At 71.3% G+C, this 24,205-nt stretch carries 26 protein-coding genes and 2 tRNA genes; 14 read left to right on the top strand and 14 right to left on the bottom strand.

All coding sequences use genetic code 11. From position 1 onward, the window contains the following. Nucleotides 1-267: 267 nt before the first annotated feature. Both KIK06_RS18785 and KIK06_RS18780 read left to right on the top strand, forming a co-directional pair. Complete coding sequence (locus tag KIK06_RS18785; RefSeq protein WP_268644476.1) at nucleotides 268-789, top strand: hypothetical protein; 522 nt, start codon at nucleotides 268-270, stop codon at nucleotides 787-789. Continuing rightward, complete coding sequence (locus tag KIK06_RS18780; protein WP_268644474.1) at nucleotides 786-1,286, top strand: ATP-binding protein; 501 nt, start codon at nucleotides 786-788, stop codon at nucleotides 1,284-1,286. Before KIK06_RS18785 ends, KIK06_RS18780 begins: the two co-directional genes overlap by 4 nt. A 37-nt stretch (nucleotides 1,287-1,323) precedes the next feature. On the opposite strand, the gene KIK06_RS18775 is transcribed toward KIK06_RS18780, so the two are convergent. The 7 genes from KIK06_RS18775 to KIK06_RS18745 all read right to left on the bottom strand — a co-directional run bounded on the left by KIK06_RS18775 (nucleotide 1,324) and on the right by KIK06_RS18745 (nucleotide 8,172). Then, nucleotides 1,324-1,821, bottom strand: a complete 498-nt coding sequence (locus KIK06_RS18775) for a DUF2087 domain-containing protein (protein ID WP_017602318.1) — start codon at nucleotides 1,819-1,821, stop codon at nucleotides 1,324-1,326. 80 nt (nucleotides 1,822-1,901) lie between these two features. Next, entirely contained in the window at nucleotides 1,902-2,714 is an 813-nt protein-coding gene (locus KIK06_RS18770; RefSeq protein ID WP_268644472.1) for an HAD family hydrolase, read from the bottom strand. An 8-nt stretch (nucleotides 2,715-2,722) separates the two neighbouring features. Further along, entirely contained in the window at nucleotides 2,723-3,703 is a 981-nt protein-coding gene (locus tag KIK06_RS18765; RefSeq protein ID WP_268644470.1) for an STM4011 family radical SAM protein, read from the bottom strand. Next, entirely contained in the window at nucleotides 3,700-5,100 is a 1,401-nt protein-coding gene (locus tag KIK06_RS18760) for an STM4012 family radical SAM protein (protein WP_268644468.1), read from the bottom strand. Before KIK06_RS18760 ends, KIK06_RS18765 begins: the two co-directional genes overlap by 4 nt. Further along, nucleotides 5,097-5,930, bottom strand: a complete 834-nt coding sequence (locus KIK06_RS18755) for an STM4013/SEN3800 family hydrolase (protein WP_442789828.1) — start codon at nucleotides 5,928-5,930, stop codon at nucleotides 5,097-5,099. The genes KIK06_RS18760 and KIK06_RS18755 overlap by 4 nt, the downstream gene beginning before the upstream one ends. Before the next feature lie 62 nt (nucleotides 5,931-5,992). After that, the gene (locus tag KIK06_RS18750) at nucleotides 5,993-7,117 is read right to left on the bottom strand and encodes an STM4014 family protein (RefSeq protein ID WP_268644465.1); all 1,125 of its coding nucleotides are present in this window, start codon (nucleotides 7,115-7,117) and stop codon (nucleotides 5,993-5,995) included. Beyond that, entirely contained in the window at nucleotides 7,114-8,172 is a 1,059-nt protein-coding gene (locus KIK06_RS18745; RefSeq protein WP_268644463.1) for an STM4015 family protein, read from the bottom strand. Before KIK06_RS18745 ends, KIK06_RS18750 begins: the two co-directional genes overlap by 4 nt. 135 nt (nucleotides 8,173-8,307) lie before the next feature. On the opposite strand from KIK06_RS18745, the gene KIK06_RS18740 reads away from it, so the two are divergent. Next, on the top strand, nucleotides 8,308-9,099 hold the full coding sequence (locus KIK06_RS18740) for a class I SAM-dependent methyltransferase (RefSeq protein ID WP_268644461.1): 792 nt from the start codon (nucleotides 8,308-8,310) through the stop codon (nucleotides 9,097-9,099). 133 nt (nucleotides 9,100-9,232) lie between these two features. After that, a complete protein-coding gene (locus KIK06_RS18735; RefSeq protein WP_268644459.1) occupies nucleotides 9,233-10,468 on the top strand; it encodes a phospholipase D-like domain-containing protein in 1,236 nt (411 codons plus the stop codon). Between the two features lie 44 nt (nucleotides 10,469-10,512). Here the strand turns inward: KIK06_RS18735 and KIK06_RS18730 are convergent, their stop codons facing one another. Then, the gene (locus KIK06_RS18730) at nucleotides 10,513-10,713 is read right to left on the bottom strand and encodes a hypothetical protein (RefSeq protein ID WP_026127335.1); all 201 of its coding nucleotides are present in this window, start codon (nucleotides 10,711-10,713) and stop codon (nucleotides 10,513-10,515) included. A 223-nt stretch (nucleotides 10,714-10,936) separates the two neighbouring features. Further along, a tRNA-Arg gene (locus tag KIK06_RS18725) sits at nucleotides 10,937-11,012 on the bottom strand. A 421-nt stretch (nucleotides 11,013-11,433) separates the two neighbouring features. Here KIK06_RS18725 and KIK06_RS18720 point away from each other — a divergent pair. After that, nucleotides 11,434-12,552, top strand: coding sequence for a D-alanyl-D-alanine carboxypeptidase family protein (locus tag KIK06_RS18720; protein WP_026127334.1), 1,119 nt, complete (start codon nucleotides 11,434-11,436; stop codon nucleotides 12,550-12,552). A 149-nt stretch (nucleotides 12,553-12,701) separates the two neighbouring features. Here KIK06_RS18720 and KIK06_RS18715 read toward each other — a convergent pair whose 3' ends face one another. From KIK06_RS18715 to KIK06_RS18700, 4 genes are all read right to left on the bottom strand, one after another. Next, the gene (locus KIK06_RS18715; RefSeq protein ID WP_017597172.1) at nucleotides 12,702-13,106 is read right to left on the bottom strand and encodes an MscL family protein; all 405 of its coding nucleotides are present in this window, start codon (nucleotides 13,104-13,106) and stop codon (nucleotides 12,702-12,704) included. A gap of 334 nt (nucleotides 13,107-13,440) precedes the next feature. Next, nucleotides 13,441-14,094: a Flp pilus assembly protein CpaB gene (cpaB, locus tag KIK06_RS18710; protein ID WP_268644456.1), complete on the bottom strand. Its 654-nt coding sequence runs from the start codon at nucleotides 14,092-14,094 to the stop codon at nucleotides 13,441-13,443. 120 nt (nucleotides 14,095-14,214) lie between these two features. Beyond that, nucleotides 14,215-14,571: an FmdB family zinc ribbon protein gene (locus KIK06_RS18705; RefSeq protein WP_026127333.1), complete on the bottom strand. Its 357-nt coding sequence runs from the start codon at nucleotides 14,569-14,571 to the stop codon at nucleotides 14,215-14,217. A gap of 170 nt (nucleotides 14,572-14,741) precedes the next feature. Next, nucleotides 14,742-15,398 carry a 5-formyltetrahydrofolate cyclo-ligase gene (locus KIK06_RS18700; RefSeq protein WP_268644455.1) on the bottom strand — a complete coding sequence of 219 codons (657 nt, stop codon included), beginning with the start codon at nucleotides 15,396-15,398 and terminating at the stop codon, nucleotides 14,742-14,744. A gap of 167 nt (nucleotides 15,399-15,565) precedes the next feature. Here KIK06_RS18700 and galU point away from each other — a divergent pair, with 167 nt between their 5' ends. The 9 genes from galU to KIK06_RS18655 all read left to right on the top strand — a co-directional run bounded on the left by galU (nucleotide 15,566) and on the right by KIK06_RS18655 (nucleotide 23,651). Beyond that, nucleotides 15,566-16,540, top strand: coding sequence for a UTP--glucose-1-phosphate uridylyltransferase GalU (gene galU / locus KIK06_RS18695; RefSeq protein WP_051059101.1), 975 nt, complete (start codon nucleotides 15,566-15,568; stop codon nucleotides 16,538-16,540). 143 nt (nucleotides 16,541-16,683) lie between these two features. Beyond that, complete coding sequence (gene glp, locus KIK06_RS18690) at nucleotides 16,684-17,913, top strand: molybdotransferase-like divisome protein Glp (protein ID WP_268644451.1); 1,230 nt, start codon at nucleotides 16,684-16,686, stop codon at nucleotides 17,911-17,913. 152 nt (nucleotides 17,914-18,065) lie between these two features. Further along, a complete protein-coding gene (gene moaC, locus KIK06_RS18685; RefSeq protein ID WP_268644449.1) occupies nucleotides 18,066-18,575 on the top strand; it encodes a cyclic pyranopterin monophosphate synthase MoaC in 510 nt (169 codons plus the stop codon). Beyond that, entirely contained in the window at nucleotides 18,568-19,086 is a 519-nt protein-coding gene (locus KIK06_RS18680) for a MogA/MoaB family molybdenum cofactor biosynthesis protein (protein ID WP_017597166.1), read from the top strand. Before moaC ends, KIK06_RS18680 begins: the two co-directional genes overlap by 8 nt. Before the next feature lie 248 nt (nucleotides 19,087-19,334). Beyond that, nucleotides 19,335-20,054, top strand: a complete 720-nt coding sequence (locus tag KIK06_RS18675; protein ID WP_026127332.1) for a GNAT family N-acetyltransferase — start codon at nucleotides 19,335-19,337, stop codon at nucleotides 20,052-20,054. 362 nt (nucleotides 20,055-20,416) lie between these two features. Continuing rightward, nucleotides 20,417-21,112, top strand: a complete 696-nt coding sequence (gene sepX, locus KIK06_RS18670) for a divisome protein SepX/GlpR (protein ID WP_268644445.1) — start codon at nucleotides 20,417-20,419, stop codon at nucleotides 21,110-21,112. A gap of 67 nt (nucleotides 21,113-21,179) precedes the next feature. Continuing rightward, a tRNA-Ala gene (locus tag KIK06_RS18665) sits at nucleotides 21,180-21,253 on the top strand. Between the two features lie 317 nt (nucleotides 21,254-21,570). Then, on the top strand, nucleotides 21,571-22,170 hold the full coding sequence (locus KIK06_RS18660; protein ID WP_268644444.1) for a TetR/AcrR family transcriptional regulator: 600 nt from the start codon (nucleotides 21,571-21,573) through the stop codon (nucleotides 22,168-22,170). Between the two features lie 941 nt (nucleotides 22,171-23,111). Further along, nucleotides 23,112-23,651, top strand: a complete 540-nt coding sequence (locus KIK06_RS18655) for a hypothetical protein (protein ID WP_268644442.1) — start codon at nucleotides 23,112-23,114, stop codon at nucleotides 23,649-23,651. A gap of 116 nt (nucleotides 23,652-23,767) precedes the next feature. On the opposite strand, the gene KIK06_RS18650 is transcribed toward KIK06_RS18655, so the two are convergent. Beyond that, complete coding sequence (locus KIK06_RS18650; RefSeq protein WP_017597161.1) at nucleotides 23,768-24,082, bottom strand: sec-independent translocase; 315 nt, start codon at nucleotides 24,080-24,082, stop codon at nucleotides 23,768-23,770. Nucleotides 24,083-24,205: the final 123 nt, after the last annotated feature.

The raw sequence follows: 24,205 nt of genomic DNA, 5'->3' as shown, positions 1-24,205 counted from the left end.
GATCAATGACGCAAATTCGGGCGAAGTGCGTTTTTCGGGTGAGCTGAGGAATGGCTCCTGGTTCTTTCTGTCAACCTGTCTGACCTTGAAGAACGAGAAACCTGGTTGTCCTCTCAGGGTTCTTTCGCGGAAAGCTTCGCCTTCTCCTCCCGGGTCCTCTACTCTTCTTCCCGGAAACAACTCCATACACGGAAGACCCCGCGACGATTAGTCGATCGTCCGGGGCCGTGGTCAGCAACTCAAGTCTTTAAGCAAAGGATTGCCGACATGGCTCATCTTAGCCGTGCGGTCCTCAGGTCTGCCCTGGAGAACCTGAAGACCCTCCTCAGCCCCGCGCGCGGACGCCACAGCGCCCGCCGACGCCGCTCCACCCGGGTCCGCCGCTACGCGCCGACGCCCGCCCCCGCCCCGCCGGTTCCCGCGCCCGCCGCCGAGCGGGTCGGCACGGTTCCCGCGCCTCCCGAGCCCGGCCCCGCGCCGCGCCCGGCACCGCCCCGTGAGGAGATCCCGGCCGACGACGTCGCCCTCGTCCGGCCCTACTACGCGGCCCACGAACGCGAACTCGCCCGCGTCAGGGAAGCGGCCGCCCGACGCCCGCGCGCCCGGACGGCCGCGCCGACCGACACCGCGCCCACACCCGCGGCCCCGCGCGTGCCCGAGCCCCGGCCGGTGCCCGAGGGCGACCTGCTCGCCCCCCTGCGGCCACGGTCCGGGGAGTTCGACGAACTCCGCGACCTCACCCGTATCTGGATCGGTCGGCACCGGAGGAACGAGGTGGCGGCGGTATGAACACCACACCGACGAAGGAGCCCCGGCCGGTCGTGTTCTGGGAACACCGCGTCTACCCCGGCCGCCTGGCCCTGCTCACCCGGGTGCGCGCGGACCTGGCCGCCGACCTGACCGGATTCGACGAGGACCTGGTCGACACCGTCCGACTCGTGGCCAGCGAGGTGTTCGCGAACTGCTGCAAGTACACCGACTCCGGCCGGGAGGGCGGCGAGGTCATCCGGGGGCTGTCCATGCCCGACGACAGGACCCTGCGTGTCTTCCTCAGCGACGCGGGCGGCGGGGGCGGCGTCCCCCGCGTCCCCGCCGAGCGCACCGAGAGCGAGTGGTCCCGGGCGGAGGGACAGCGCGGTCTGCTGCTCGTGGAGAACCTGTCCACCGACTGGGGGCACTTCCGCCTCGCCCCCTGGGCGGACCTCGGCACCCACGTGTGGGCGACCTTCGGCATCGCGCCGGAGAGGACCCCGAGGGACCTGCGTCCCCACGTCTTCACGTCCTGACCCGCTCGCCCGGTGTTCCGTGCTCCTCGGGGGCCGGTCAGGCCCGGGCGACGCGGTACCGGCTGCCGTCGTCCTCCCGTTCGAGGTACCCCTCCTCGACCAGGTAGCGGCGCATCGCGGACGGGTCGTCGAAGCAGGTGAGGATGGCGGTGTTCACCTGCTTCTCCGTGTACTCCAGTTCGGGGGCGAAGAGGCGGTCGGTCACCTGGCGCAGAGCCGCCTGGCGCAGGTCCGACCGGACGGGGAGCCGGGTCAGGCGGCCGTGCCGGAACAGGGCGTCGACCGGATCGGACACCACGGGCCGCTGGCCCTCCACGGCCTCCCGGAACACGTCCGGGACGGCCGTGATCCGCTGGTCCGCCTCGCGCACGAGCTCGTCGCGCAGCAGGCGCGTCAGGCGCTTGACCGCTCTCGCCCCGCCGGACCGGATCTCCTCGGAGGGGATTCCGTCGGGCCCCGCGCACACCACTCGGGCGTACAGGGCGAGCCGGTCGGCGTCAGCGAGGGAGGAGGCGAGCTGGGTGGGGTGCGGCACGGGGCCCTCCTGGGATCGGTGGGTGTTCCGCCACCGAAGCCTAGGAGGTGTCCCGGTCACCTGGCCAGGGTTTTGCCGGTTCACAACGCGGTGAGGATGCCTTCCACGACCCGCGCCACCCCGTCCTCCTGGTGGGAGGGGGCCACACCCAGGCCCAGCACGGGGTCGAACAGGTCGGGGTGCCCGTTGGCCATCGCGTAGCCGTGCCCCGCCCAGGTGAGCGCGGACAGGTCGTTGGGCATGTCGCCGAAGTAGGCGACCTCGTCCGCCGTCACCCCCCACGATCCGCACAGCTCGGCGAGGGCGTTGCCCTTGGTCACGCCCGGGGCGCTCATCTCCAGCAACCGGCTGCCGCCCGAGTAGGTGACCTCCGCGAGCGCTCCGACCGTGGACTGGGCCTCGACGCGCATGTCGTGGAGGGGCGTCTCAGCCGCCCGTGCCAGCAGTTTGGCGATCGGTGCCGCCCGCTCCAACAGCTCCCCGACGCCGTCGACCTCGGTACTCCACGGGGCCTGGGCCGCCCACTCCGACAGCTCGAAGGCGGGTTCGTAGACGAGCCCGTCCCCGGTCTCCACGGCGAAGCCGAGATCGGGAACGGCGGCCAGCAGTTTCTCGACCACGGTCCCGGAGGTGTCCTGGCCCAGGGCGCGCACCAGGGGCTCGGCCCGGTCGGGCAGGTGGGTGAAGGCGCCGTTGGCGCACACCACGGCGGCACACGGCAGCCGGTCGGCGATCATCCAGGTGGCAGCCGGAGGGCGGGCGGTCACGACGACCACCCGCAGCCCCGCGGCGTCGGCGGCGGACAGGGTGTCGATGGTGCGGGGGGAGAGGGAGCCGTCGAATCGGAGGAGGGTGCCGTCGAGATCGGTCGCGATGACCCGGGGAGAGACCATGCCGTGGATTATCCCTGCCTCCTGTGACCGTTTCGAGCGGTTTCTATCGGGGTGAGGGGGAGCGGCGCACGTATGGTCGCGGGAACGCGTTCGATCACTCCGCCCCGGAACACGTCGTACAGGTCGAGGGTCTCCAGGTGCACGTAACCGATGTGGCAGTCGCACGCGGCCTTCGGGCAGGGGACCGGACCGAGCCGGGGCGCGAACGATCCGTCGTAGAGATTGCCCATCGGTACGTCCACGAAGTGGCAGCGGCGCACGTTCCCCTCCCCGTCCACGGACAGCACGCTGTCGCCGGTACGGCACGGGAGCCCGAGACTGGCGTGGGGCGTGCGGCTGTAGTGGAAGTGCGGATCGATCTCCTGCCACACGGCGGCCTCGTCGTCGGTGTAGCTTCGCCCCTCGGCCGCGTTCACCCACAGGTACACGTGGTCGGGAAGCTCGGCGCGCATCCGCCGGGCCGCCGACAGGTGCTCGGGCTCGCCGACCACGCCCACGCTGAACCGCACGCCGAGTTCGACCAGGCGGTGCGCCTTGGCCGCGAACCGCTCGTGCGTCACCTGGCCCGGGTGGTAGGTCGTCCACAGGGCGGCGGTGTCCAGGTCGCAGTCGGCCAGCCACTCGACCCGGCCGCTCGCGTTGGTCTGGATCGCCACCCGTTCCACGTGCGGCAGGTGGCTCAGCCGCCGGATGGTCGCGCGGTACCAGGACCGCACCAGCCCCTCGCCCCACGGGGTGAACAGGACGGAGATCCCGGTCCCCGGGTGCGCCGCGTCGTCCGCCACCCAGTCGGCGAACCGTTCGAGGGCGGCCCGGTCCGCGCGCAGCGTCTCCGGGGTGTCGCGCCGTTTGGCGAAGGGGCAGTAGGGGCAGTCGTAGTCGCAGCTGGCCAGGGGTCCTCGGTAGAGGAGGGTCAGGTGCGGGGGCAGTGTGGTTCCGGGGGCGCCCGCCCGGCGGGGCGCGGTTCCGGGTGCGCTCATCGGGGTCATCGGGCCTCGTAGTCGGCCATCAGGGCCGCGACGGCGGCGGAGAAGAACAGGGGGCCGACCGCGTCGGAGTGGGCGATCCCCTCCTCGGACAGCAGCACGCGGTCCGCCCCGGGAGCGGAGGCCAGCCAGCCCCGGGCGGAGAGTACGCCGAACTCGGCGGGGAAGTCCCCCTCGGGGTGGGAACCGAACCTCGCGGCGTAGTCGGCGGCGTCCATTCCCTCCACCCGCAGGAGGGACTGGAGCAGGTGGCGGCGGCGCCGTTCGTCCCCGTCCAGGTGGAAGCCCACCTCGGCGTGCGCGAACCCGGCGGTGCCGCGCTCGGTGAAGTCGGCGATGATCGACCGCACCTGCCCGATCCCCACCGCGTAGTCGAATGAGTAGTGGGCCGAGGAGGTGTAGGAGCGGGCGCCGCAGCCCAACCCCACCATGCCGTCGGTCTGGCAGCAGTAGTCCGGCCCCGTGGCCTCGGCGGCGTCCGCGCGGCGGAACATCCGCATGGACACCTGCTCGTAGCCCCGACCGAGCAGGTGGTCGCGGCCCTGCCGGTACAGCGCCAGACGGTGGTCGTCCCACGCGCGGGCGCGGCGGCCCAGGCCGGTCAGCGGCCGGACGTAGAGCGGGTAGAGGTAGACCTCCTCCGGCTCCCACTCCAGGGCGGTGTCCAGCGAGTACTCCCATGTCCGGGAGGTCTGGCGGTCGATGCCGTAGATGAGGTCCACGTTCAGGTCGGCCGTGGTGGCCGCACGGATCGCCGCGAGCGCCCGGTCCACCTCGGCGCGCCTTTGCGGACGGCCCGCCGCGTGCGCCTCGGAGTCGACGAAGCTCTGCACGCCCATGCTGATCCGGGTCGCGCCGCGCTCGGCGAGGACCGCCAACCGGTCGGGGGTGGCGGTGGCGGGGGACGTCTCCACGGACACCGGGAGGGCCGACAGGTCCACCCCGAACGCGCGCTCGGTCAGGTCGTAGACGCGGGTGAGCTCCTGCGCGGTCAGGTAGGTGGGGGTGCCCCCGCCCAGAGCCGCCCGGGCGAAGGCCGCGCCCTCGGGCAGTGCTTCGGCGACCGCGTCGGCCTGCCGCTCCAGGGCGTCCAGATAGGCGGTGACCTGTTCGGCCGGGGGAGTCGAGCGTGTGAACAGGTTGCAGAACCCGCACCGCATCTCGCAGAAGGGGATGTGCGCGTACAGGGACAGAGCCCGTACGTCCTCGCCGCGCCACAGGTCGGCCAGGAGCGGTCTGGAATCGGAGGCTGGAGCCGGAGGCTCTCCGTTGAGGGTGGTGGAGGGCGACGGGTGGGCGAAGGGGCGGTACGCGCTCTTGTGCGGGTAGGCGTACACGTACGACTGGTACGGGGAGTCCGCGCGCACCGGTTCGGGGCGCGGGGTGAGGGAGAGGGTCACGGGTGCGCCTCCTCGGTGTCGATGGTGGTGCCCTGGGGCAGGACGGCGTGGGCGTAGGGGACGGTCCACACGGTCTCGTGGCCGAGCCGGTGGCCGGTGTAGCCGTCCTCGCCGTAGGCCGTGCCGTGGTCGGAGCACACGATGGCGAAGCAGGGGCGGCGTTTCGTCATCGCGGCCACGAGAGGGGGCAGGTGGCGGTCGACGTACTCCAGAGCCGCCGCGTGGCTCTCGCGCGTGTCGCCGTCCTCCCGGGTGGCTCCGGGCAGGTGGAACCAGTTGGGCTGGTGCAGAGCGGCCACGTTGAGCAGGAGGAACAGCGGTTGGTCGGCGGGGCGTTCGGCGGCGATCCGGACCGCTCGGGCCACCTGGTTCTCGAAGGAGCGGGGGTCGGTGACGCCGAACGACTCCTCCCAGTGGCTCTCCGCGAACAGGTCGGGCAGGACCGACCCCAGTGCCGAGCGGCGGTTGAAGAAGCCCGTGCCCCCGACACAGGCCGTGTGGTACCCCGCCTCGGCCAGGCCGCTCGCCAGGTCGGGGGTGTCGAAGGTCCAGGTGCGCGGTGCGGTGGTGGCGCTGCCGGGGAAGGCCGCGGCGAACAGGCGCGGGTGCGGTCCCGGTGCGGCCGGGGTGGGCAGGAACCCGGCGAGCATCGCCAGGTGGGAGGCGTAGGTGAAGCTCGCGGGGGCGTGGCGGCGCTCCCACCGCCCACCGGGCAGCAGACGCGCCAGGTGGGGTGTGCGGCCCGACTCCGCCAGTTCGGCGGCCACGTCGTAGCGCAGGGTGTCGAGGGTGAGCAGGAGGATGTCGTGCGTGCCCACGACGGCGTTCATGTCCGGTGTGCCGGACGCTGTGTCGCTGGTGGTGTTCATGGGGTTTTCGGGGAAGTCTCGTCTCAGTGGGCGGCGGACGCGGGAGCAGGGACGGGGAACCGGCCGGTGGCCAGGGCGCGCAGCTGCTCGCCGTAGGTGTCGCGGCCCTCGTGCAGGACCCCGGGGATGAGGTCGCCGAAGGCGTTGACCTCGCAGACCGTGAACGCGCGCCACCCCGGGGAGACGAGCAGGTCCACCCCGGTGTGCAGGGTACGCGGGAACGCCGCGGCGGCTCGTTCGGCGGTGGCCATGGCCGCGCCCCACGCGCCCGCGCCGACCTCCGCCCGGAGGGCGTCCAGGTCCGCCCGGGCGTTGCCGAGGTGGAGGTTGGTCATCGGCGAGGTGGACGAGCGCACCACGACGTGGGTGGCCCGTCCCGCGACCACCACCACGCGCAGGTCGATGACCCGTCCCGCGAAACCGGCTTTGGGCACCCAGCGCTCCACGTGCAGACCGTCGGGCGCGAGGGCGTCCACGACCGCGGCCACGTCCGCCTCGGCGGTGTAGGTGCGCATCCTGAGGCTGTTGAACAGCGCGACCGAACCGTCCTCGCCCCGCTCCAGGTGGGCCGAGGTCACCGCGCGGATCCGGCCGCCGGGCGCGGTGGCCAGGGCGATCACGCCGGAGGCGGACGAACCGTGCCGGGGCTTGACGAACACGCGGTGCCAGCCCGCCTCGGCCATGGCCGCCCGCAGTGACGCGTAGCCGGTGACCGTTCCCGGGAGCGCCGGGGCCACCGGAACCCCGGTCCGGTCGAGGCGAGTGTGACAGCGCCGCTTGTCGCACATGACGACGAGGTCCTCGGGCTCCTGCACCAGGCGGGCGCCCGGGGTGTCGGCCACGGCCCGGGCGAGGCGGGCGAGCGCGGCGCGGAATCCGGCGTGGTGTTCGGCGGTGCCCTCGGCGCGGTAGGGGTCGGGGTCGCGGGTCCAGCCGCGCAGGAGCCGCTCGGTCTCGACGTCGCCGCCGGGGGAGTCCACCCGGACCAGGGCGTTCTCGGGCAGGGCGACCGGCCCCGAGGCGAGGTCGCGCCAGGGGACGACCACGGGCTCGGAAAGGCCGGCGGCGCGGGCGGCGGCCCGGAACAGGTCGAGGCGGCGGTTGCCGGGGACCCCGACCACGACCAGCGGGCGGTCGTGGAGGCTCACTCGGCGACCGCCGTGAAGTAGTAGACCTCGTCGCCGTAGGTGTCCGGTTCCTGCGGGTCGGACAGGTCGATCTCGACACCCGCCTCGGTGAACGCGGCGCGTAGGCGTTCGGCGTTCTCCTCCGACAGGAAGTGGTGGTGCAGGTCGAGTCGCTTCAGGTTGTGGAACACGGGGGCGTTCAGGAGTGCGTCGACGTCCTCGTCGCGCAGGGTGCCCAGGGAGAGGTCGAGGGTGTCGAGCGTGCGGGTGACGGGCGCGTCGGCCAGGGCGCGCACCCATCGCCCGGTCGCGTCGGAGTTGCGCAGGCCCAGGTGGCGGAGTTCGGGGAAGGCCTCCGCGGACAGGACCGGTGCCAGATCGTCGGCCGTGGCGTCACCCCCGTAGTTCTTGTGCCCCAGCCACAGTTCGAGGTGCTCCAGCTTGGGGAGGGAGGAGGCGGCCACGTCCCGGACGACCTCGGGTCGGAGTCCGCCGCTCTGCACGGTGAGCCTTCGCAGGGACGGGTGCCCGTCGACGCGCAGCCCGAGTGACTCGGTGCCTCCGCGCACGGTGAACTCGGTGAGGTCCGGGAAGGCCGCGAGGAGCGGGGCGAGGTCGCAGTGCTCGATCCAGGAGATCTCCTGTTCCTCCTGGAGGACCTCCCCGAAGAACAGGGAGCGCAGGCGGGTCAGCTTCGGGGCGAGGGCGACGAGCCGGTCGCGGACCTCCTCCGACAGGAACTGGAAGTCCTCGTCGGCGATGTTGCCGACGATCAGCGCCCGGACGGACTCCGGCGGCACCAGGTCGGTGAACCGGCCCAGGTAGGTGTCCAGATCCTCCCGGATACTCTCTCCGATGCAGAGATCGACCTCCATCCGCAGGCGCCACGCCACCGAGTCCGGGGCGGCGATCGCCTCGAAGAGCGGACGGTAGGACCTCGGCAGGGTGGGGTGCGGCTCGTTCCTGTTGCGGGCCCACCGCATGGCGGTCGTGAACTCGTCGTGGATGGTGTCCCAGTGGGTGAACTCGACGGCGGGCAGGCCCGCGAACTCGGTGACGTGGTGGCCGTTGGGCATGGGTGTGCGCCTTCCGTGGAGGTGTGTCGCCCATGGATAGCAGGCGGCGGTGACACACCGTCCACCGGCGGGTGGTTCCGACCTGGTCGGCGCTGCGTCGGGACAGGACACGCCACTCGGTGTGACAGTGTGTGCATGGCTAGGCACAGCGAACTCCGAGACTTCTGGGAACGCCGACTCGAGGGCGACTGGACCGAGAGCGGGGTCGGGTACCGGGCGCTCGGGCGCCCCTTCAACCGGTGGATGTACCGGGTGCGGGAGGAGGTCTTCCTCCGCGAGGTCGGCCGCCTCGCCCCGCACGGCCGCAGCGTTCTCGACGCGGGCAGCGGCACCGGCTTCTACGTGCGTCTCTGGGAGCGTCTCGGTGCGGGTGACGTCACCGGGTGCGACATGACCGACGCCGCCGTGGCGCGCCTGCGCGGCCGCTTCCCCGACCACCGGTTCGTCCGCCAGGACGTGTCCGACCTGGACGCCTTCGACGCGGACGCCTTCGACGCCGTCTCCTGCATGGACGTCCTCTTCCACATCACCGACGACGACCGCTACGCGAGCGCCATGATGGAGTTCGCCCGGGTCCTGCGCCCGGGTGGGTGCCTGGTGATCTCCGAGAACTGCCTGCAGCGCCCCGAACAGCGCGGGGAGCACCAGGTCAACCGGACGCTGGAATGGATCGCCGGAACCGCCGACAAGGCCGGGTTCGACGTGGTCCGCCGTGTGCCCATGCTCATGTTCATGAACGCCCAGGTGGACGCCGCACTGCCGTGGCGCAAGCTGTGGGGCGGCACCCTGCGCGCGGCGACCGTCACCGCGCCCACGGGCTGGCTGGCGGGCGCCGCCCTGTACCCGCTGGAACGCCGGATGGTCCGTCGGCGGCGTGAGAGCCCAACCACGGAGCTGTTGGTGTGCCGCCTCCGGGAACGCGGCTGACGGAAGACACGGCCCGGGGTACGAACTGTCGTGACGTGGACCGGGATACGGTTGACGTCCACCTTGCGTCGGAGGCGGCGATCTCGGGGGATGACGCCTCCGGGTCGGCGCGTGACTCGTTCGGGAGGCGACAGTGCGACGCTCGACGCTCGTTTCCGCGCTCAAGTGGGGCCTCGGGGGGATGCTGGCGACCCAGGTAGCGGTGGCCGCGACGGTCATCGGAGTCAACCAGTGGCGCAGGCGCGTGCGCCAGCACCGGGCGCGCTTTCCGAGGACCGCGCCCGTGGAACTGCCGGTCGGGGACACCACCGCGACGGTGTACACCTACGGCGAGGACGTCTACGAGGACATGCTCGCCGCCATCCGGGGCGCGCGCCGGCGGATCCTGTTCGAGTCGTTCATCTTCAAGGACGACCAGGTGGGGCGGGAGTTCAAACGGGCGCTCATCGAGGCGGCCGACCGGGGCGTCGAGGTGTTCGTCATCTACGACGGGTTCGCCAACCTCGTCGTGCCGCGCGCCTTCTTCGACTTCCCGCCGGCGGTGCGGGTGCTGCGCTACCCGGCGTTCCGCCCGGAGGTCCTGCTGCTGAACGTGCGCAAGTCCGGCCGCGACCACCGCAAGATCCTCACCGTGGACGGGGAGACCGGCTTCGTCGGCGGGTACAACGTGGGCTCGCTGTACGCGACGGAGTGGCGGGACACGCACCTGAGGGTGTCCGGACCCGCGACGTGGGAGCTGGAGAACGCCTTCGTCGACTTCTGGAACATGAACCGGGGCGAGCGACACCCGAGGCTGGAGCACATCGGCGACACCGGGTGGGAGGCACGCCTGCGGGTCCACCGGAACGTGCCGGAGCAGCTCATCTACCCGATCCGGGGGATGCTCCTGGAGGCCATCGACCGGTCCAAGGACCGGGTGCTGTTCACCCAGGCCTACTTCATCCCCGACCGTGAGCTCCTCAGGGCCCTGGTGGACGCGGCGGCGCGGGGTGTGGACGTCAACGTGCTCGTGCCGGAGGACTCCAACCACGTGATGGCCGACTGGATGGCCCGTGGACAGTACACGGCGCTGCTGCGCGGTGGGGTGCGGCTGTGGCTGTACCAGCACGCCATGGTGCACGCCAAGACGGCGACCGTGGACGGCCGGTGGAGCACGATCGGCACGGCCAACGTGGACCGTCTGAGCATGACCGGCAACTACGAGGTCAACGTCGAGATCTTCGACGAGGGCGTGGCCAAGCACCTGGAGGAGGTCTTCGCCAACGACCTCACCAACGCGCGGGAGCTGACGGTGGAGGAATGGCGGGGCCGCCCGGTCGCCGCGAAGTTCGGCGAGCTGGTCCTGGCCCCGTGGCGTCCGTTCCTGTGAGCCCCGCCGGCCGTGTCGGCGCGGCCGGGGTCCTGCCGGGATGGTCAGGTGGTCGGGCGGGGCGTGTCAGGGCGGGGCAGGTTGAAGAAGGGGTCGCGTTCGGCGCGGCGGGGACGGGGGCCGCCCCAGTGCTGTGGGCCGGGGTGCGGGTCACGGTGGAGGGCTCGGGCGATCGCGGACTCCGATCCGCCGCGCTGTCGGGTCCTGGTCCGTCCGTCGTCGTGTGACCGGTCCGCGTTCGGCATGGTTCGAGTGCCCCCCACAGGTTCGTCGGCCGGTTGGCGGACCGGCGCCGTGAACGTCCTGGTGGCCATGATCAGGGAGGAGGGGCACGGTGTCATGGCGACACGGTGGCGGCGGGCGAAGTCCTTCGCGGGGCGGACGCGCCGAAGGCGGGTGAGGCCCCCGCCAGACGCGACCGGAGGGGCTCCTCTTCCGTCGACTCCGCGGAATATCCGCAGGTCGAAATGGCGGCCCCAGCAGGATTCGAACCTGCGACACCCGCTTTAGGAGAGCGGTGCTCTATCCCCTGAGCTATGGAGCCATGGGCGCGGCCCGGAGGTATCGCTTCCCCCGCCGCTGGGCCAAGCCTAACCCAGGATGGGAGTGTGTGGGGTGTCGGTCGGTCTTTCGGGGCCCTCACTCGGGGACTCTTGGCGCAGGGCACAGTACGCTGCTCTACGATTGGTTGTCCTGGTGGCGGTGTGATGTTGTTCACGACGCGTGTCGCGTTTTGAGCTCACATGCCCCCTTTCCGCTTCGGCGGTTCGGAAGAGGCGTCATCATGCACCGTTCTGACCAGGGGTGACGCCGAACGTCAGAGTGGACGACCAGGGGGAGTCCGGGATACCGGCCCTGATCGGCACCGCTCGGTGTTTCGGTCTCGCGTGTCCGCATGTGGACATGTAGTACGTTGCGATGCGGCCACGTTAGGTGTTCGACGACATGCAGGCGGAGGATCATTCGTGCCGTTCACTTCTGATTCGGCGCGGCGGGGCTCCCGCGCACCGGAGAACGGGATGCCGACCGGCCTCGCGGAGTCGCACCGTGGTCTGAGCTGGCCCCTGAGGTCTCTCACGCTGCTGGTGGTGATGGCGTTCCTGGCGGTGTCCGGGGTTACCGGTGGGCTGGCGCCCGTGGCCGCGCAGGACAACGACCTGGAACAGCTGCGTGAGCAGAACGAGGCGGCGGCGGAGGCCTTGGAGGCGGCCACCGACGAGTACGTCGAGCGCCAGGAGGCGGTGGAGGACGCCCAGGAGGAGTTGGTCGAGGTCCTCCACGATCTCCAGCAGACCGAGATCGAACTCCGGGAGATGCGCGAACCGCTCGCCCGGCTGGCCAGCACCCTGTACCAGCAGCCCGGTGGAGGGGTCCTCGCGACCCTGGCCTCGGGGTCGCTGGAGGAGGACCTCCAGACGCAGTCCTACGCGGCCAAGATCGCCGAGGACAACCAGGCGCTCATCCAGGACGCCACCGACCTGCGTGAGGAGCAGGTCCAGCTGGCGAGCCAGGCGCAGGAACTCCAGACCACCACGCAGTTGGAGCAGGTGGAGCTGGCGGCGGAGGTCGACGCGCTGCGCGACCAGGCCGAGGAGAGCACCGACGAGCTCATGGCGGAGCTGGAGAGGCTCGGTCTCGACCCCGGCACCTACATGAACCAGGCCGAGTGCGATGCGTCCGCGGCCTCCAAGGCCGATGGCTACCCCAACGGGCAGCTGCCCCAGGCCGCCCTGTGCGCGCTCTACGACGACAAGTTCCTGCGCGCCGACGCCGCGGCGGACTTCTTCGAGCTCAACATGCGGTACGTGGAGACGTACGGCGAGAACATGTGTCTGACCAGCGCCTACCGCGACCTGCCGAACCAGTACCGCGTGTACCGCGAGGTGCCGCCGGGCTACGCCGCCGTCCCGGGTACCAGTAACCACGGGTTGGGGCAGGCGCTCGACCTCGGTTGCGGCATCCAGAACTACCGTTCCGAACGGTGGAACTGGATGAACGCCAACGGCCCCGACTTCGGTTGGACGCACCCCGCGTGGGCCAAGTCGAGCCCCTTCGAACCCTGGCACTGGGAGTACGGGGGCTGACCGGCCCGCCGCCGGTCCCGACCGGTTCGGTCCCGTCCCCCGACGCGGCCCGCACGGCCTGGCCGTGCAGGGTTCCGTCCGCCTCGGACCCACTCGCTCGACCGGGCGAGCCGGTAGGGGGCGGCGAGCCGCCCCCTACGGTGATGCGGTCAGACGGTCTCCGGGGTGAGCTCACTGGTGCACTGGCCGCAGCGGCTGGCCTTCTTGGGGACGTCGCCGAGGCAGCGGGGGCATGCCCGGGTGGTGGCCTCCTCCGCCTTCTCGAACCGCTCCAGGAGCTTGCCGACCGGCATCACCACGAAGAAGTACAGGATGGCGGCCGTGATGAGGAACGAGATCAGGGCGTCGACGAACGCGCCGTACATGAACCGGCTGCCGTTGATCTCGAAGTAGAGGTCGCCGAACGTGGGGATCCCGCCGAAGATCCCGATCAGCGGGGTGATGAACCCTTCGGTGAACGCGGTGATGAGGTTGGCGAAGACCGCGCCGATCACAACCGCGACCGCCAGCTGCACCAGGTTCCCCTGAAGCAGGAACTTCTTGAAGCCTTCCATGGAACTGCCCTACGTCACTCGTGATGGTCAGGTACAGGACGTGTGTGGCGGATACACGCCCTGCTGAGCGACGCCCCGGCACAACTCCCGCGGCGTTCTCGTCAGTCGGCGGCCACCCCCGGGCGGGCCCGCTGTGCCCGCGAAACCGCGCACAGCGGGGAACCCCCTTCTCGGTCGTGCGAGAGCCGTACCGGACGCGCCCACCCGCCGCCCTCCACCACCCTCAACCGATGCCTGAGGCGCGGTGACTTCCTTGGCGACGGGCAGCGTCCACCACACACGCCCTAGCGCCCGATATGGCGCTTGGTCAGCATTCACCACTATTGGTGATCGGTCAACCGCGAATGGTGATCGACAGTCGTGAAGTGGCCGCGTGCCCGGCCAGTGCTCTGGCTTCGCCCGGAGTGGCGGCGATGACCAGCAGCGCTCCGCTCTCCCCGCCCCGGCGGTCCTCGTCCGGTACCGCGAGTACGGGCCGATCCCCGGCCACCTCCCTCGCCGGTCTCGCGCGCGGGCGGTGCGGATCGCCGTACCCGGTGGCGGCGAGGACGTCCACCCGGCTGCCCGGGGACAGGAGGTCCACCGCCCCGGCGTCGGCGACCCGGACCGGGACCGCGACCAGGTCGGGCCCGTAGGCGCGCGCCGGGGGATCGGAGAGCCGGGCGTCGGTGATGACCTCGCCCTGGCGTACGGGGGCGTTGAGGAGGAGCCCGGCGGTGGTGGTTCCGGAGGTGAGGGCCCCGCTCGGGACCAGGGGAGCGGGCAGGGCGCGACGGGTGAGGTCGTGCTCGCCGAGGGGCCGGGAGGGGTCGAGGTCGCGGGAGGCGACGAGCACCTCGGTGGTGGCTCCCGGCGGTGGCCGGAGCACGAGGGCCGCGCTGAGCAGGGCGACGGCGGCGAACAGTGTCGCGATGACGCGTCGGTGCCGGTCGATCAGGCGGATGAGGGTGTGGCGGTGGCGGTGGGTCCGGGAGGGAGCGGTGGCCATGACTCCACGTTAGGACGCAGAGGCGCACCGTGGCGGTTGTCCACAGGCCGGATTTCCACCGGGACGGACGGTGCGCCGCCGGAGGTCGGCGGCGCGTCGACCGTCAACGGCCGCGGCGGCTCAGCTGGCCGCGGCGGGGGCGCTGGACGCGCTGTCCGAGCTGCTCTTGCCGGACGAACCGGAGTCGCCGGAGGAGCTCGTCGAGCTCTTGGCCTCGGAGGACGCGGACGAGGAGGTGTCCGAACCGCTGTCCTTGCCCTCGCCGGACGTCGAGCTGGTGATGGCGGAGCTGTTGGAGGACGTGCCGCTGTCGGTGCGGTAGAAACCCGAGCCCTTGAACACGATGCCCACGGCGGAGTACACCTTGCGCAGGCGCCCCTCGCACTCGGGGCACACGGTCAGGGAGTCGTCACTGAAGCTCTGCACGACCTCCATCTGGGCGCCGCACTCGGTGCATGCGTACTGGTACGTAGGCACTGTTCGTGTCCTCCTAAACTGGCACTCTCGCCCGTTGACTGCTAAATAGTAGTCGGTCGCCGACCTGGGCCGCGACAGCACCTCGTGCCGAACACGTGTCGGGGAGTGTGGAGCCGGGACGGCGGCGTCACCGGGCGCGACCGTCAGCCACAACGCTCCGGCGGGGTGGGTTAATCCCTGGTCGTCCGCTTCGCCCGCCCCCGGGCGTCAGGCCAGACCGGGGCGCCGGGGTCGAAGGCGCGCAGTCCTCCACCCGGCGTGACCACGGCGTCCACCGGCCGGTCGTGCGGTTCGCGGGGGACCGACGCCACGAATTCCTCGTCGTGCACCACCGCGATCGAGGGCGTGTGCGGCCCCTTGTGCGCGAGCGCCCGGTCGTAGCAGCCCGCTCCGCGCCCCAGCCGCATCCCCTCGCGATCCACGGCCAGCGCCGGGCAGATCACCGCGTCCGCCCCGGCCAGGGCCCCGGGGCCGTAGCGGCGGCCGGTGGGTTCGACCAACCCGTGCCCGGCCGGGGCCAGGCTCCCGGGCCCGTCGAAGGCCGCCCAGTCCAACTCGCCCCCGGGCAGGAAGACCGGCAGCAGCACGTAGGCGCCGCGTTTCCACAGCGCAGTCACGAGCTTGCGGGTGTCGGGTTCGCCGCCGACCGAGTAGTAGCAGGCGACGGTCCCGCCCATGGTCAGCCACGGGAGCTCCATGAGGGTGTCGCGGACCGCCGAACCCACCCGGTCGCGCTCCTCCCCCCCGCGCTCCCGCCGACCGGCCAGGATCCGCCGCCGCAGCGTCCGCTTGTCCGGCCGGTCCCTCTGTTCGTCCTCGCCGTTCATGCCCCCAGTCTGGCACCGCCCGTTCCCCGGGCCCGCGGCGTGCTGCCGCCCACGATGAACACCGGGTGGCGGTTTCTGGTCATTGGTCCGAAACCGTCGGGACTTCTCGCACGGCGAATGCGCGAGGAGGCCACAGGTGGCCGTGGGTCTGTCCTAGAGTGCCGATCATGAGTGCCGACACCGACCAGACACGGCCCCGATCCGCCGCCGCCTCCGTCACGAAGGCGGTCGTGCCCGCGGCGGGCCTGGGCACCCGTTTCCTGCCCGCGACCAAGGCCACTCCCAAGGAGATGCTGCCGATCGTGGACAAGCCCGCGATCCAGTACGTCCTGGAGGAGGCGGTCGCCGCCCAGCTCCGCGACGTCCTGATGATCACCGGGCGCAACAAGCGCTCGATCGAGGACCACTTCGACCGGGCCCACGAGCTGGAGAAGGCGCTGGCGGCCAAGGGCGACGAGGAACGACTCCGGTCGGTGCGCGAGTCCAGCGACCTGGCCCAGGTGCACTACGTCCGCCAGGGGGAGCCCCGCGGCCTGGGCCACGCGGTGCTGTGCGCGGAGGCGCACGTCGGCGACAACCCGTTCGCCGTGCTGCTCGGCGACGATCTGATCGACAACTCGGGTCTGCTCAGTCGCATGATCGAGGTGCGTGAGCGGCACGGTGGCAGCGTCGTCGCGCTCATGGAGGTCGAGCCCGAGCAGGTCTCCCTCTACGGCTGCGCGGGCATCGAGCCCACCGACGAGGAGGACGTCGTCACCGTCACCGACCTCGTCGAGAAACCAGCCCCGGAGCAGGCGCCGAGCCGATGGGCGATCATCGGCCGCTACGTCTGCGACCCGGCGGTCTTCCCGATCCTGCACGAGACCCCGCCGGGACGCGGCGGTGAGATCCAGTTGACCGACGCCCTGCGTGAACTCGCCCGTCGCAAGCCCGAGGACGGCGGGACCGTGCGCGGCGTCCTGTTCCGTGGCCGCCGCTACGACACCGGCAACAAGGCCGACTACATCCGCACGGTGGTCGACTTCGCCTGCCGCCGCCCGGACCTGGCCGCCGAGCTGCTGCCCTGGCTACGGGAGTTCGTCGAGAGGCAGGAGCCCGCCCGCCCGTCACCCGCCACCGCCCCTGGGACCGCTTCGCGGTAGGGCGGGGCGCCCTTCGCCACCCTGCCCGGCGACTCCGGCGCCTTGCTGGCTGGCACCCGGATCCATCGTGGTGACAATGGGACGTGGGCTTCCTTCCGAGACGGCTGGGTCGCCCACATGGACCACGAGCCGGAGGGGCCCCCTTGAAGACCGTCGAACAGCACGTCAACGACGTCCTCGGACTGATCGCGCCACCCGAACCGACCGAGCTCGACCTGCTCCGGGCGCACGGGACCGTTCTGGCCGAGGCCGTCACGTCACCGGTGTCGCTGCCGGGGTTCGACAACTCGTCGATGGACGGATACGCGGTGCACGCCGCCGACCTGGCCTCCGCCACCGCGGACGCCCCGGTGAGCCTTCCGGTGATCGCCGACATCGCCGCGGGTGACGGCGGTCCGGTCGCGATCCGCCCAGGCATGTGCGCCCGCATCATGACCGGGGCGCCCCTGCCGTCGGGCGCGGACGCGGTCGTACCGGTCGAGTGGACCGACGGCGGCACGACCACCGTGCGCGTCGACCGTCCGGTCCGGGCGGGCAATGCCATCCGGCGCGCGGGGGACGACGTCCGGGAGGGCGCCGAGGTGGTCCGCGCGGGTGTCCGGATCGGCGCCGGGGAGACGGGCGTCCTGGCGGCGGTCGGCCGCCGTACCGTCCCGGTGTTCCCCCGGCCCCGCGTGGTCGTGCTGTCCACCGGGGAGGAGCTGGTCGAGCCCGGCCGCCCGTTGGGCCCCGGCCAGATCTGGGAGTCGAACAGCTACATGCTCGCGGCGGCCGCCCACGACGCCGGATGCGACGTGCACCGGCACGGCTTCGTCGGCGACGACGTGGCGACGGTGCTCGACACCCTGGAGGGCCTGCTGACCCGCGCTGACGTCCTCGTCACCAGCGGCGGCGTGAGCATGGGCGCCTACGACGTGGTCAAGGAGGCGCTCACCCGCCAGGGCACCGTCGAGTTCACCCAGGTCGCGATGCAGCCGGGTAAGCCCCAGGGGTTCGGGACGGTCGGCCCGGACAGGACACCGATCCTGGCCCTGCCAGGCAACCCCGTGAGCGCCTTCGTCTCCTTCCAGGTCTTCGTCCGGCCCGTCCTGCGCAAGCTGCGCGGGCTGGACCCGGACCCGCTGCCGACCACGCGCGCGATCCTGACCTCTCCCGTGACCTCCCCGCCCGGACGCCGTTCCTTCCTGCGCGGCGTACTGGCCGAGTCCTCGCACGGGCCGGACGCGCGGCCGACGGTGGCGCCCGCCGTGCGGCAGGGCTCCCATCAGCTGTCGGCTCTGGCCGACGCTGATTCGCTCGTGGTGGTGCCCGAGGACGTCACCGAGCTGCCCGCCGGAGCGGTCGTGGAGGTCATGCGCCTTCCTGAGGGGTGACGCGCCCCGGCCCGGAGCCCGTCGCCCGGTCCCGATCGGGCGGCGTCACCGGGGGCCGCCGCCGTGCCGTACGGTCATGGTGGACGCGCCGACGCGTGTCCCCGCGGCCTGGCCGGGCCGCGCTCGACGTTCGAGTGCTGACGAGGCGACCGATGAGCGACACCCCACGAACGGAGCGGGCCGACCACCCCTCCGGCTTCACCCACCTGGACGCGTCCGGCGCGGCGCGCATGGTCGACGTCTCCGAGAAGCGGGTGAGTACGCGTACCGCCACCGCGAGCGGGCGGGTCCTGCTCAGCCCGGAGACCGTCGCCGCGCTGCGCGGGGGCGAGGTGCCCAAGGGGGACGCGTTGGCGGTCGCCCGGATCGCCGGGATCCAGGGGGCCAAGCGCACCCCCGACCTCGTCCCGCTGTGCCACCCCATCGCCGTGCACGGCGCCGACGTCGACCTGACCGTGGCCGACGACGGTGTGGACATCACCGCCACGGTGCGCACCGCGGACCGCACCGGCGTGGAGATGGAGGCGCTCACCTGCGTCATGACCGCCGCGCTCGGGCTGGTCGACATGGTCAAGGCACTCGACCCCGAGGCCGAGGTGACCCGGGTGCGGGTCGAGGAGAAGACCGGTGGGAAGAAGGGGCACTGGAGGCGCGGTGAGTGAGCGCGCCGACGGTGGCCCGCGGGTCGTCGTCGTCACGGCCTCCAACCGGGCGGCGGCCGGGGTGTACCCGGACCGGTCCGGACCGGTGATCGCCGAGCGGCTGCGTGCCCTGGGGTGCGGGGTGGTCGGACCCTGGGTGGTCCCGGACGGGGCTCCCGTGGCGGAGGCCATCGACCGGGCGCTGGCGGAACGCGCGGACGCCGTCCTCACGACCGGCGGCACCGGACTCACCCCGCAGGACCGGACGCCTGAGGCGACACGCCCGATGCTCGCCTTCGAGATTCCCGGGATCTCGGAGGCCCTACGCGCGCAGGGGCGGGCCAAGGGCGTGCCCACCGCGCTCCTGTCGCGCGGGCTGGCCGGGGTGGCCGAACGTGACGGCCACCGCATGCTCGTGGTCAACCTGCCCGGGTCACGGGGCGGGGTGAAGGACGGCATGGACGTGCTGGAACCGGTTCTGTTGCACGCTGTCGACCAGCTGCGCGGCGGTGATCACGCACGCCCCGAATGAGACGGAAGAATGACCGGAATCACATCACGGGCATTCCGTCCATGGAGAATTCCTTGACCTTGGTCCGGTTTTCGGTGCGCGACTATCAGGGTTAGGTGGAAACCGGAACTCGGATCGTAGGAGTGACGCCCGACACGTCGGACCCTTGGGGTGGAATACTGGGAGAGGCCACCGGCGGTGGGCGCGCCGCGCAGCCCGGAGAAGGCGCGTCCGTGGTCGGTGACGCCGAGAGGCTCGGAGGGACGGTCGTGTATCGCAGACAAGGGTGGCCCGTCACCCTGTACGAGGGGGCGGTCGCGCTCCGCCCGCTGCGACTGCGGGACGCCGCCGCGTTGCGCGACGCCCGGTCGCGCAACGCCGAGTGGCTGCGTCCCTGGGAACCGACCTATCCCGAGATGCCGCTGCGCACCACCGGACTGACCCCCTACGTCGCGATGCTCCAGGCCATCCGCCGGGAGGCCCGCCAAGGGCTGTCCATGCCGTGGGCGATCACCTTCGGGGGCGAGTTCGTCGGGCAGCTGACCGTCGGCGCCATCGTTTGGGGTTCGGCCAGGTCAGCGCAGGTGGGGTACTGGATTGACAGCGCCTACGCCGGTCGCGGGATCACGCCGACGGCGGTCGCGCTCGCGGTCGACCACTCCTTCTTCCGTGTCGGGCTCCACCGGATCGAGGCCAACATCCGTCCGGAGAACAGGGCGAGCAGGCGGGTCGTCGCCAAACTCGGCTTCCGCGACGAGGGGGTGCGCAGACGCCAGCTGCACATCGACGGGGCCTGGCGCGACCACATCTGCTACGCGATCACGGCCGAGGAGGTCCCGCACGGTTTGCTCCGGCGCTGGCGCGAGCGAGATCCGTCCGATCCGTTCCCCGAGTCCGGTTCGGACCCCGGTTCCGCTTTGGGGCCGGAAGGCCCGAACGGAACCCGGGATCCGCGCGATCCGGCCAGCCCGCACCCGGGACCGAACTGAACGGGGCGGGGCCGAGGATGCGTTCGGAGTCCAAACCCTCCTTTAACCAGATCTACTCATTACTTTGCGTTGAATTGACACTGCTCTCCGCAGTGGCTCGCTGACCTGCACTTCCCCGACCGAAGGCACGTCGACCGAAACTGAAGGTCCACAATCTTGCGACACTCCGGTCAGAATGTGGCGCATTTATGGACACGGGGTCGTACCGTGCGGAACGTAGACGCATTGACGATGCGGCCAACGCGTGGATATGGCTCACGGGAATCGGCTCCGGGGGGACCGGGGTCGTCGGGGGCGCCACGCGGCGCGGTGTCGACGAGGTGTCGAACAACGTTCAGTGGCCGTCATCGTGAGGAGGGGTGATGAGCAGCTCTCCTCTGTACCTGGCCATCGTGGTGGTCTGGCTCATCGTCCTCGTGCCGATGCTGTTGCGCAAGGACTCAGTGGACACCGTCCACGAGGACCAGCGTCGGGGGGACGAGTGGGAGCCGGCCGAGGTTCCGGAGGCGTCCGAGCCGGGCGGAGGCGACCAGTCCCCCGTCGAGGAGGACGTGTCCCCGGAGGACGGTGGGGATCCCGACGCTGAGGAGACCCAGGTCCTCCGGCGCCCCGTCGTCGGAACGGAGGGAAGCCGGCGGCCCCCCGGGGGCCCGCGCTCCGGGCTCCGGGGCCACGAGGGGCGGCACCGCGCGGCCCGTGAGTCGCGGGCGCGGGTCATCGCCCGGAGGCGTCGCCGCACCACCGGTCTGACGCTGGTGAACGCGGCCACGATCGTGGCGGTCCTGTTCGGTCTCGGTCCGTGGTGGGTCGTGCTCCCGCCGATCCTGCTCCTGTCCGGTCATCTGGCCCTGCTCAGGGAGGCGGCCAAGGCCGACAGCGAGCGCCTGGAGGCCCAGCTGAGGGTGCGGCGCCGTGTCGCGCTCAGGGCGCGCCGGGAGGCCGAGGAGGAGCAGCGGCGCGAGGCGGAGCGGGAGGCCAAGGTGATCGCCCTGCGCGAGCGCCGCAGCCAGGTCTACGACCAGTACGCGGACGCCCATCTCCGGGCGGCCGGGGACTGATCCGGGGGCGGTGGTCCGATCGTGTTCGGACCACCGCCGAACTCCTGCTAGTCTTTATCTCGTCTTCGGGGCTATGGCGCAGTCCGGTAGCGCACCTCGTTCGCATCGAGGGGGTCTGGGGTTCAAATCCCCATAGCTCCACCGCAGACAGAAGGCCCCGCCTCCCACGGGAGGCGGGGCCTTCGTCATGCCGTGCGCGACGCGGCCGACATGGAGCGGGGCCCGTTCCCCGGTGGGGCGGGCCCCGCGATGCCTCCTGGTCCGGGTGCTGTTCCCTCGACGCGGGCGGTCTCCGGACCGGAGCCCCGAGTGTCACCGGCGAAGTTGCTATCCCCTGTGGCGGGGCGACCGGGCACGGTCCCAGACTACTCCGCGCCCGATCCCGCGTCCGGAGGGGTTTCCCGCGACGGCGCGGAAGGATCTTCGCAGTGGCAACTTTCCAGCGTATAGTTCACCGCATGGCAGACGGATACCACCACGGAAACCTGCGCGCCGCCGTCCTGGAGAGGGCCGCGGAGGTCATCGCGAGGGAGGGGCCCTACTCCTTCAGCCTGCGTTCACTCGCCGCCGACCTCGGGGTCAGCCACACCGCGCCGCGCCACCACTTCGGCTCGCGTGAGGGCGTCCTCAACGCGATCGCGGTCGAGGGGTTCCAGGAACTGGCGGAACGCCTGCGCGCCAACCGACGGGCCGGGGGCGACTTCCTGGAGGCGGGGGTGGAGTACGTGCGCTTCGCCGTCGAGCACCCCGCGCACTTCCAGGTGATGTTCGCGCCCACCCTGCTGGACGAGGACGACGCGGAACTGCGGGCGGCGAGGTCGGCGGCGTTCGCCGAACTCACGACCGGGGCGGACTCCGTCGCCGGTGGCCCGGCGGGCGGGGACAAACCCTCGGCCGTGGTCGCCGGGTGGTCGATCGTGCACGGCATCGCGACCCTGGCGTTGACCGGGAACCTCGACGCCTCCGGTGTGCGGGCCCTGTTCGACGACCCCGACCTGCTCGCCGTCACCCGCAGGAGCGCCGGCCTGCTCTTCGGTCGGCCTCCCGCCGGGGAGTAGGCCGCGCCGGTCGCCCCCGGTTCCGTCGGGTGCGGCCCCGCCCTCTCTGCGGCGGAATCGAGTGAAGCCACCTCGCGGTGCCCCGGTCATGTCACCGGAGAACGGGCCCAAGAGCTCCGTCGCGCTCCTGTCACGTGGTCGCACCGTGGTGTTCCGGACCGGAAAAACATCCTTTTATTTGATTTTTTGTGTGTCCGAAACAGGGGGTCTCGGGATGGTTGTCGGGGTCGTCCCGCAGTCTCCGAGGGCGGGGTTGGTAGTGACGGAACGTGGTTCCAGAGACTGGCGGGGCGGAAGGGAGTCAAGGGGAGGAGGTGATCGGGTGAGCGCTCCCACGGCTCGGTCGGACACGCTGCCGCAGGTATTCGCGATCTGCTTCCCCCAGGACGTCCCGGGGGGCGGTGAATCGGTTTAAGAGTGGACGACTCGTATCCTGCGCAGATCCCGTTTCAATTTTGCTGAATCGGGGCTCTGTCTTGCCTGGTCAATGGGTATCCTCTGTCCTCGTCCGCGCAATGGAAAACGCTCTGATCTGCGATGACACGGAGAGTATCGGCCATTTCTCCTTAGGTGCTGCAACCTTTGGTGGTCTCTCTTCCATGGGAATCCTAATGATCCTTCATGGGGCTTGTGTCCGGATGGTTTGATACGCCATCTTGGTCGGTGGGATGGGCTGAAGAACCACACGAAAGGTTGTTGCCATGACCACGCACGCACAGACCTCCCAGAACACTGGGTGGAGCTGGCAGTGATCAGCCCGGTGCCAGGGTTCCGATGAACCCCGGTGGAGGGGCCCGGACGGGTCCCTCCACCGCCGGTGGCGGAGCCCGGGAGTGCGTGGAGCCGGTGTGGCGGCTTTGGCCCCCGGCGCCTTCGGGTAGGGACATGGCGACGACCCGGCCCCGGACGGGGCCGAACCGAGCCGAAGGGCCGCAACCCCCGTGTCCGACTCCCCACACCACAGTGGCGGCTACCAGCAGGACGACCCCGAGCACGTCGGAGGGTACGAGCCCTCGCCCCCGGAGCCGCCCGACGACCCGCCCCGCACGACGGTGGAACCGTTGGAGGAGACCGGGGAGCCCGCCGACGGTCCGGTCGCCGCCGAGCGTTTTCGCCGGACCACCCCGGCCCGACGAAAGCCGATCCCCGCCCGCAGGAGCGGTGGGTACTGGCGGTTGGCCTTCGGGACGGTCGCCTATGTGATGGTGGTCGGCGGCATGGCCGACTACGTCGATCCGCAGACGCGCGCCCTGGGGCACCTGGCCTTCTGGGCGCTCATCGGACTGGCCATGTTCGTCAGCGTCAGCCGTGAGCGCCGACACGGATGGGAACCCGCGCCGCGCTGGCCCTGGCCGGCCGGAGCGCTGGGCGGAGCGGTCGCCGTGGAGATCCTGGTCGTCGCGGTCGGTTCGCCCGCCGTCATCGTCGGGTCGCTGATCCTACTGGGGCTGGCCCTGTTCGTCCTGCTGCTCTTCGGCTGACCGTTCGGGCGCCGGCAGGGTGCTCATGGACAGGTCCGCGCCGGAGGCCTCCGTTGAGGGTCGGTGGCGGGCGACGGGCGGGCCGAAGCGAAGCGGCGGGCCCGAGACGAACACGGTCAGGTGGCCTCGTCGTCGAAGGGCGGGCGCTTGCCGTTGAGCCGGGCCGCGGGACGGCTCTCGACCTCGTCCTCGCCGTCCTCCCAGAAGTGCTTCTGGACGAAGCGCTTCGGGTTGAGGTCCTGGACGTCGAAGTCCTTGAACTCGGGGCCGAGCCCCTCCTTGATGTCGGCGGAGGCGGAGTTGGCCATCATCCGGAGCTGGCGGAGCAGTCGACCCGCCTGCTGAGCCATCTTGGGCAGCTGGTCGGGACCGAAGATCAGCACCGCGAGCAGGAGGAGGACGATGAACTCTCCTCCGCTGATGTTGAACATGCGCGATCCTCGCCCTTCGTGATGCGACCGGCTCCAAGCAGGTTAACCGGTATCCATGCTCATGGGTAACCATGCCCCGATGACGACGAGGTGTCCGAAGACCGACCGGCCCCCCACTCGCGG

Origin of the sequence: Nocardiopsis sp. EMB25 (assembly GCF_026797795.1) — a bacterium.
Classification (GTDB): domain Bacteria; phylum Actinomycetota; class Actinomycetes; order Streptosporangiales; family Streptosporangiaceae; genus Nocardiopsis; species Nocardiopsis lucentensis.
This window is presented reverse-complemented; position numbering and strand designations above follow the sequence as displayed.

Excerpts from the sequence above, each read along its gene's own strand:
- KIK06_RS18780 (WP_268644474.1), top strand. The coding sequence starts at position 786 with ATGAACACCACACCGACGAAGGAGCCCCGGCCGGTCGTGTTCTGGGAA.
- KIK06_RS18755 (WP_442789828.1), bottom strand. The coding sequence starts at position 5,930 with ATGAACGCCGTCGTGGGCACGCACGACATCCTCCTGCTCACCCTCGAC.
- sepX (WP_268644445.1), top strand. The coding sequence starts at position 20,417 with ATGAGCAGCTCTCCTCTGTACCTGGCCATCGTGGTGGTCTGGCTCATC.
- KIK06_RS18770 (WP_268644472.1), bottom strand. The coding sequence starts at position 2,714 with ATGGTCTCTCCCCGGGTCATCGCGACCGATCTCGACGGCACCCTCCTC.
- KIK06_RS18785 (WP_268644476.1), top strand. The coding sequence starts at position 268 with ATGGCTCATCTTAGCCGTGCGGTCCTCAGGTCTGCCCTGGAGAACCTG.
- cpaB (WP_268644456.1), bottom strand. The coding sequence starts at position 14,094 with ATGGCCACCGCTCCCTCCCGGACCCACCGCCACCGCCACACCCTCATC.
- KIK06_RS18745 (WP_268644463.1), bottom strand. The coding sequence starts at position 8,172 with ATGCCCAACGGCCACCACGTCACCGAGTTCGCGGGCCTGCCCGCCGTC.
- moaC (WP_268644449.1), top strand. The coding sequence starts at position 18,066 with ATGAGCGACACCCCACGAACGGAGCGGGCCGACCACCCCTCCGGCTTC.
- KIK06_RS18740 (WP_268644461.1), top strand. The coding sequence starts at position 8,308 with ATGGCTAGGCACAGCGAACTCCGAGACTTCTGGGAACGCCGACTCGAG.
- KIK06_RS18765 (WP_268644470.1), bottom strand. The coding sequence starts at position 3,703 with ATGACCCCGATGAGCGCACCCGGAACCGCGCCCCGCCGGGCGGGCGCC.
- KIK06_RS18660 (WP_268644444.1), top strand. The coding sequence starts at position 21,571 with ATGGCAGACGGATACCACCACGGAAACCTGCGCGCCGCCGTCCTGGAG.
- KIK06_RS18715 (WP_017597172.1), bottom strand. The coding sequence starts at position 13,106 with ATGGAAGGCTTCAAGAAGTTCCTGCTTCAGGGGAACCTGGTGCAGCTG.
- KIK06_RS18700 (WP_268644455.1), bottom strand. The coding sequence starts at position 15,398 with ATGAACGGCGAGGACGAACAGAGGGACCGGCCGGACAAGCGGACGCTG.
- galU (WP_051059101.1), top strand. The coding sequence starts at position 15,566 with ATGAGTGCCGACACCGACCAGACACGGCCCCGATCCGCCGCCGCCTCC.
- KIK06_RS18650 (WP_017597161.1), bottom strand. The coding sequence starts at position 24,082 with ATGTTCAACATCAGCGGAGGAGAGTTCATCGTCCTCCTCCTGCTCGCG.
- KIK06_RS18730 (WP_026127335.1), bottom strand. The coding sequence starts at position 10,713 with ATGCCGAACGCGGACCGGTCACACGACGACGGACGGACCAGGACCCGA.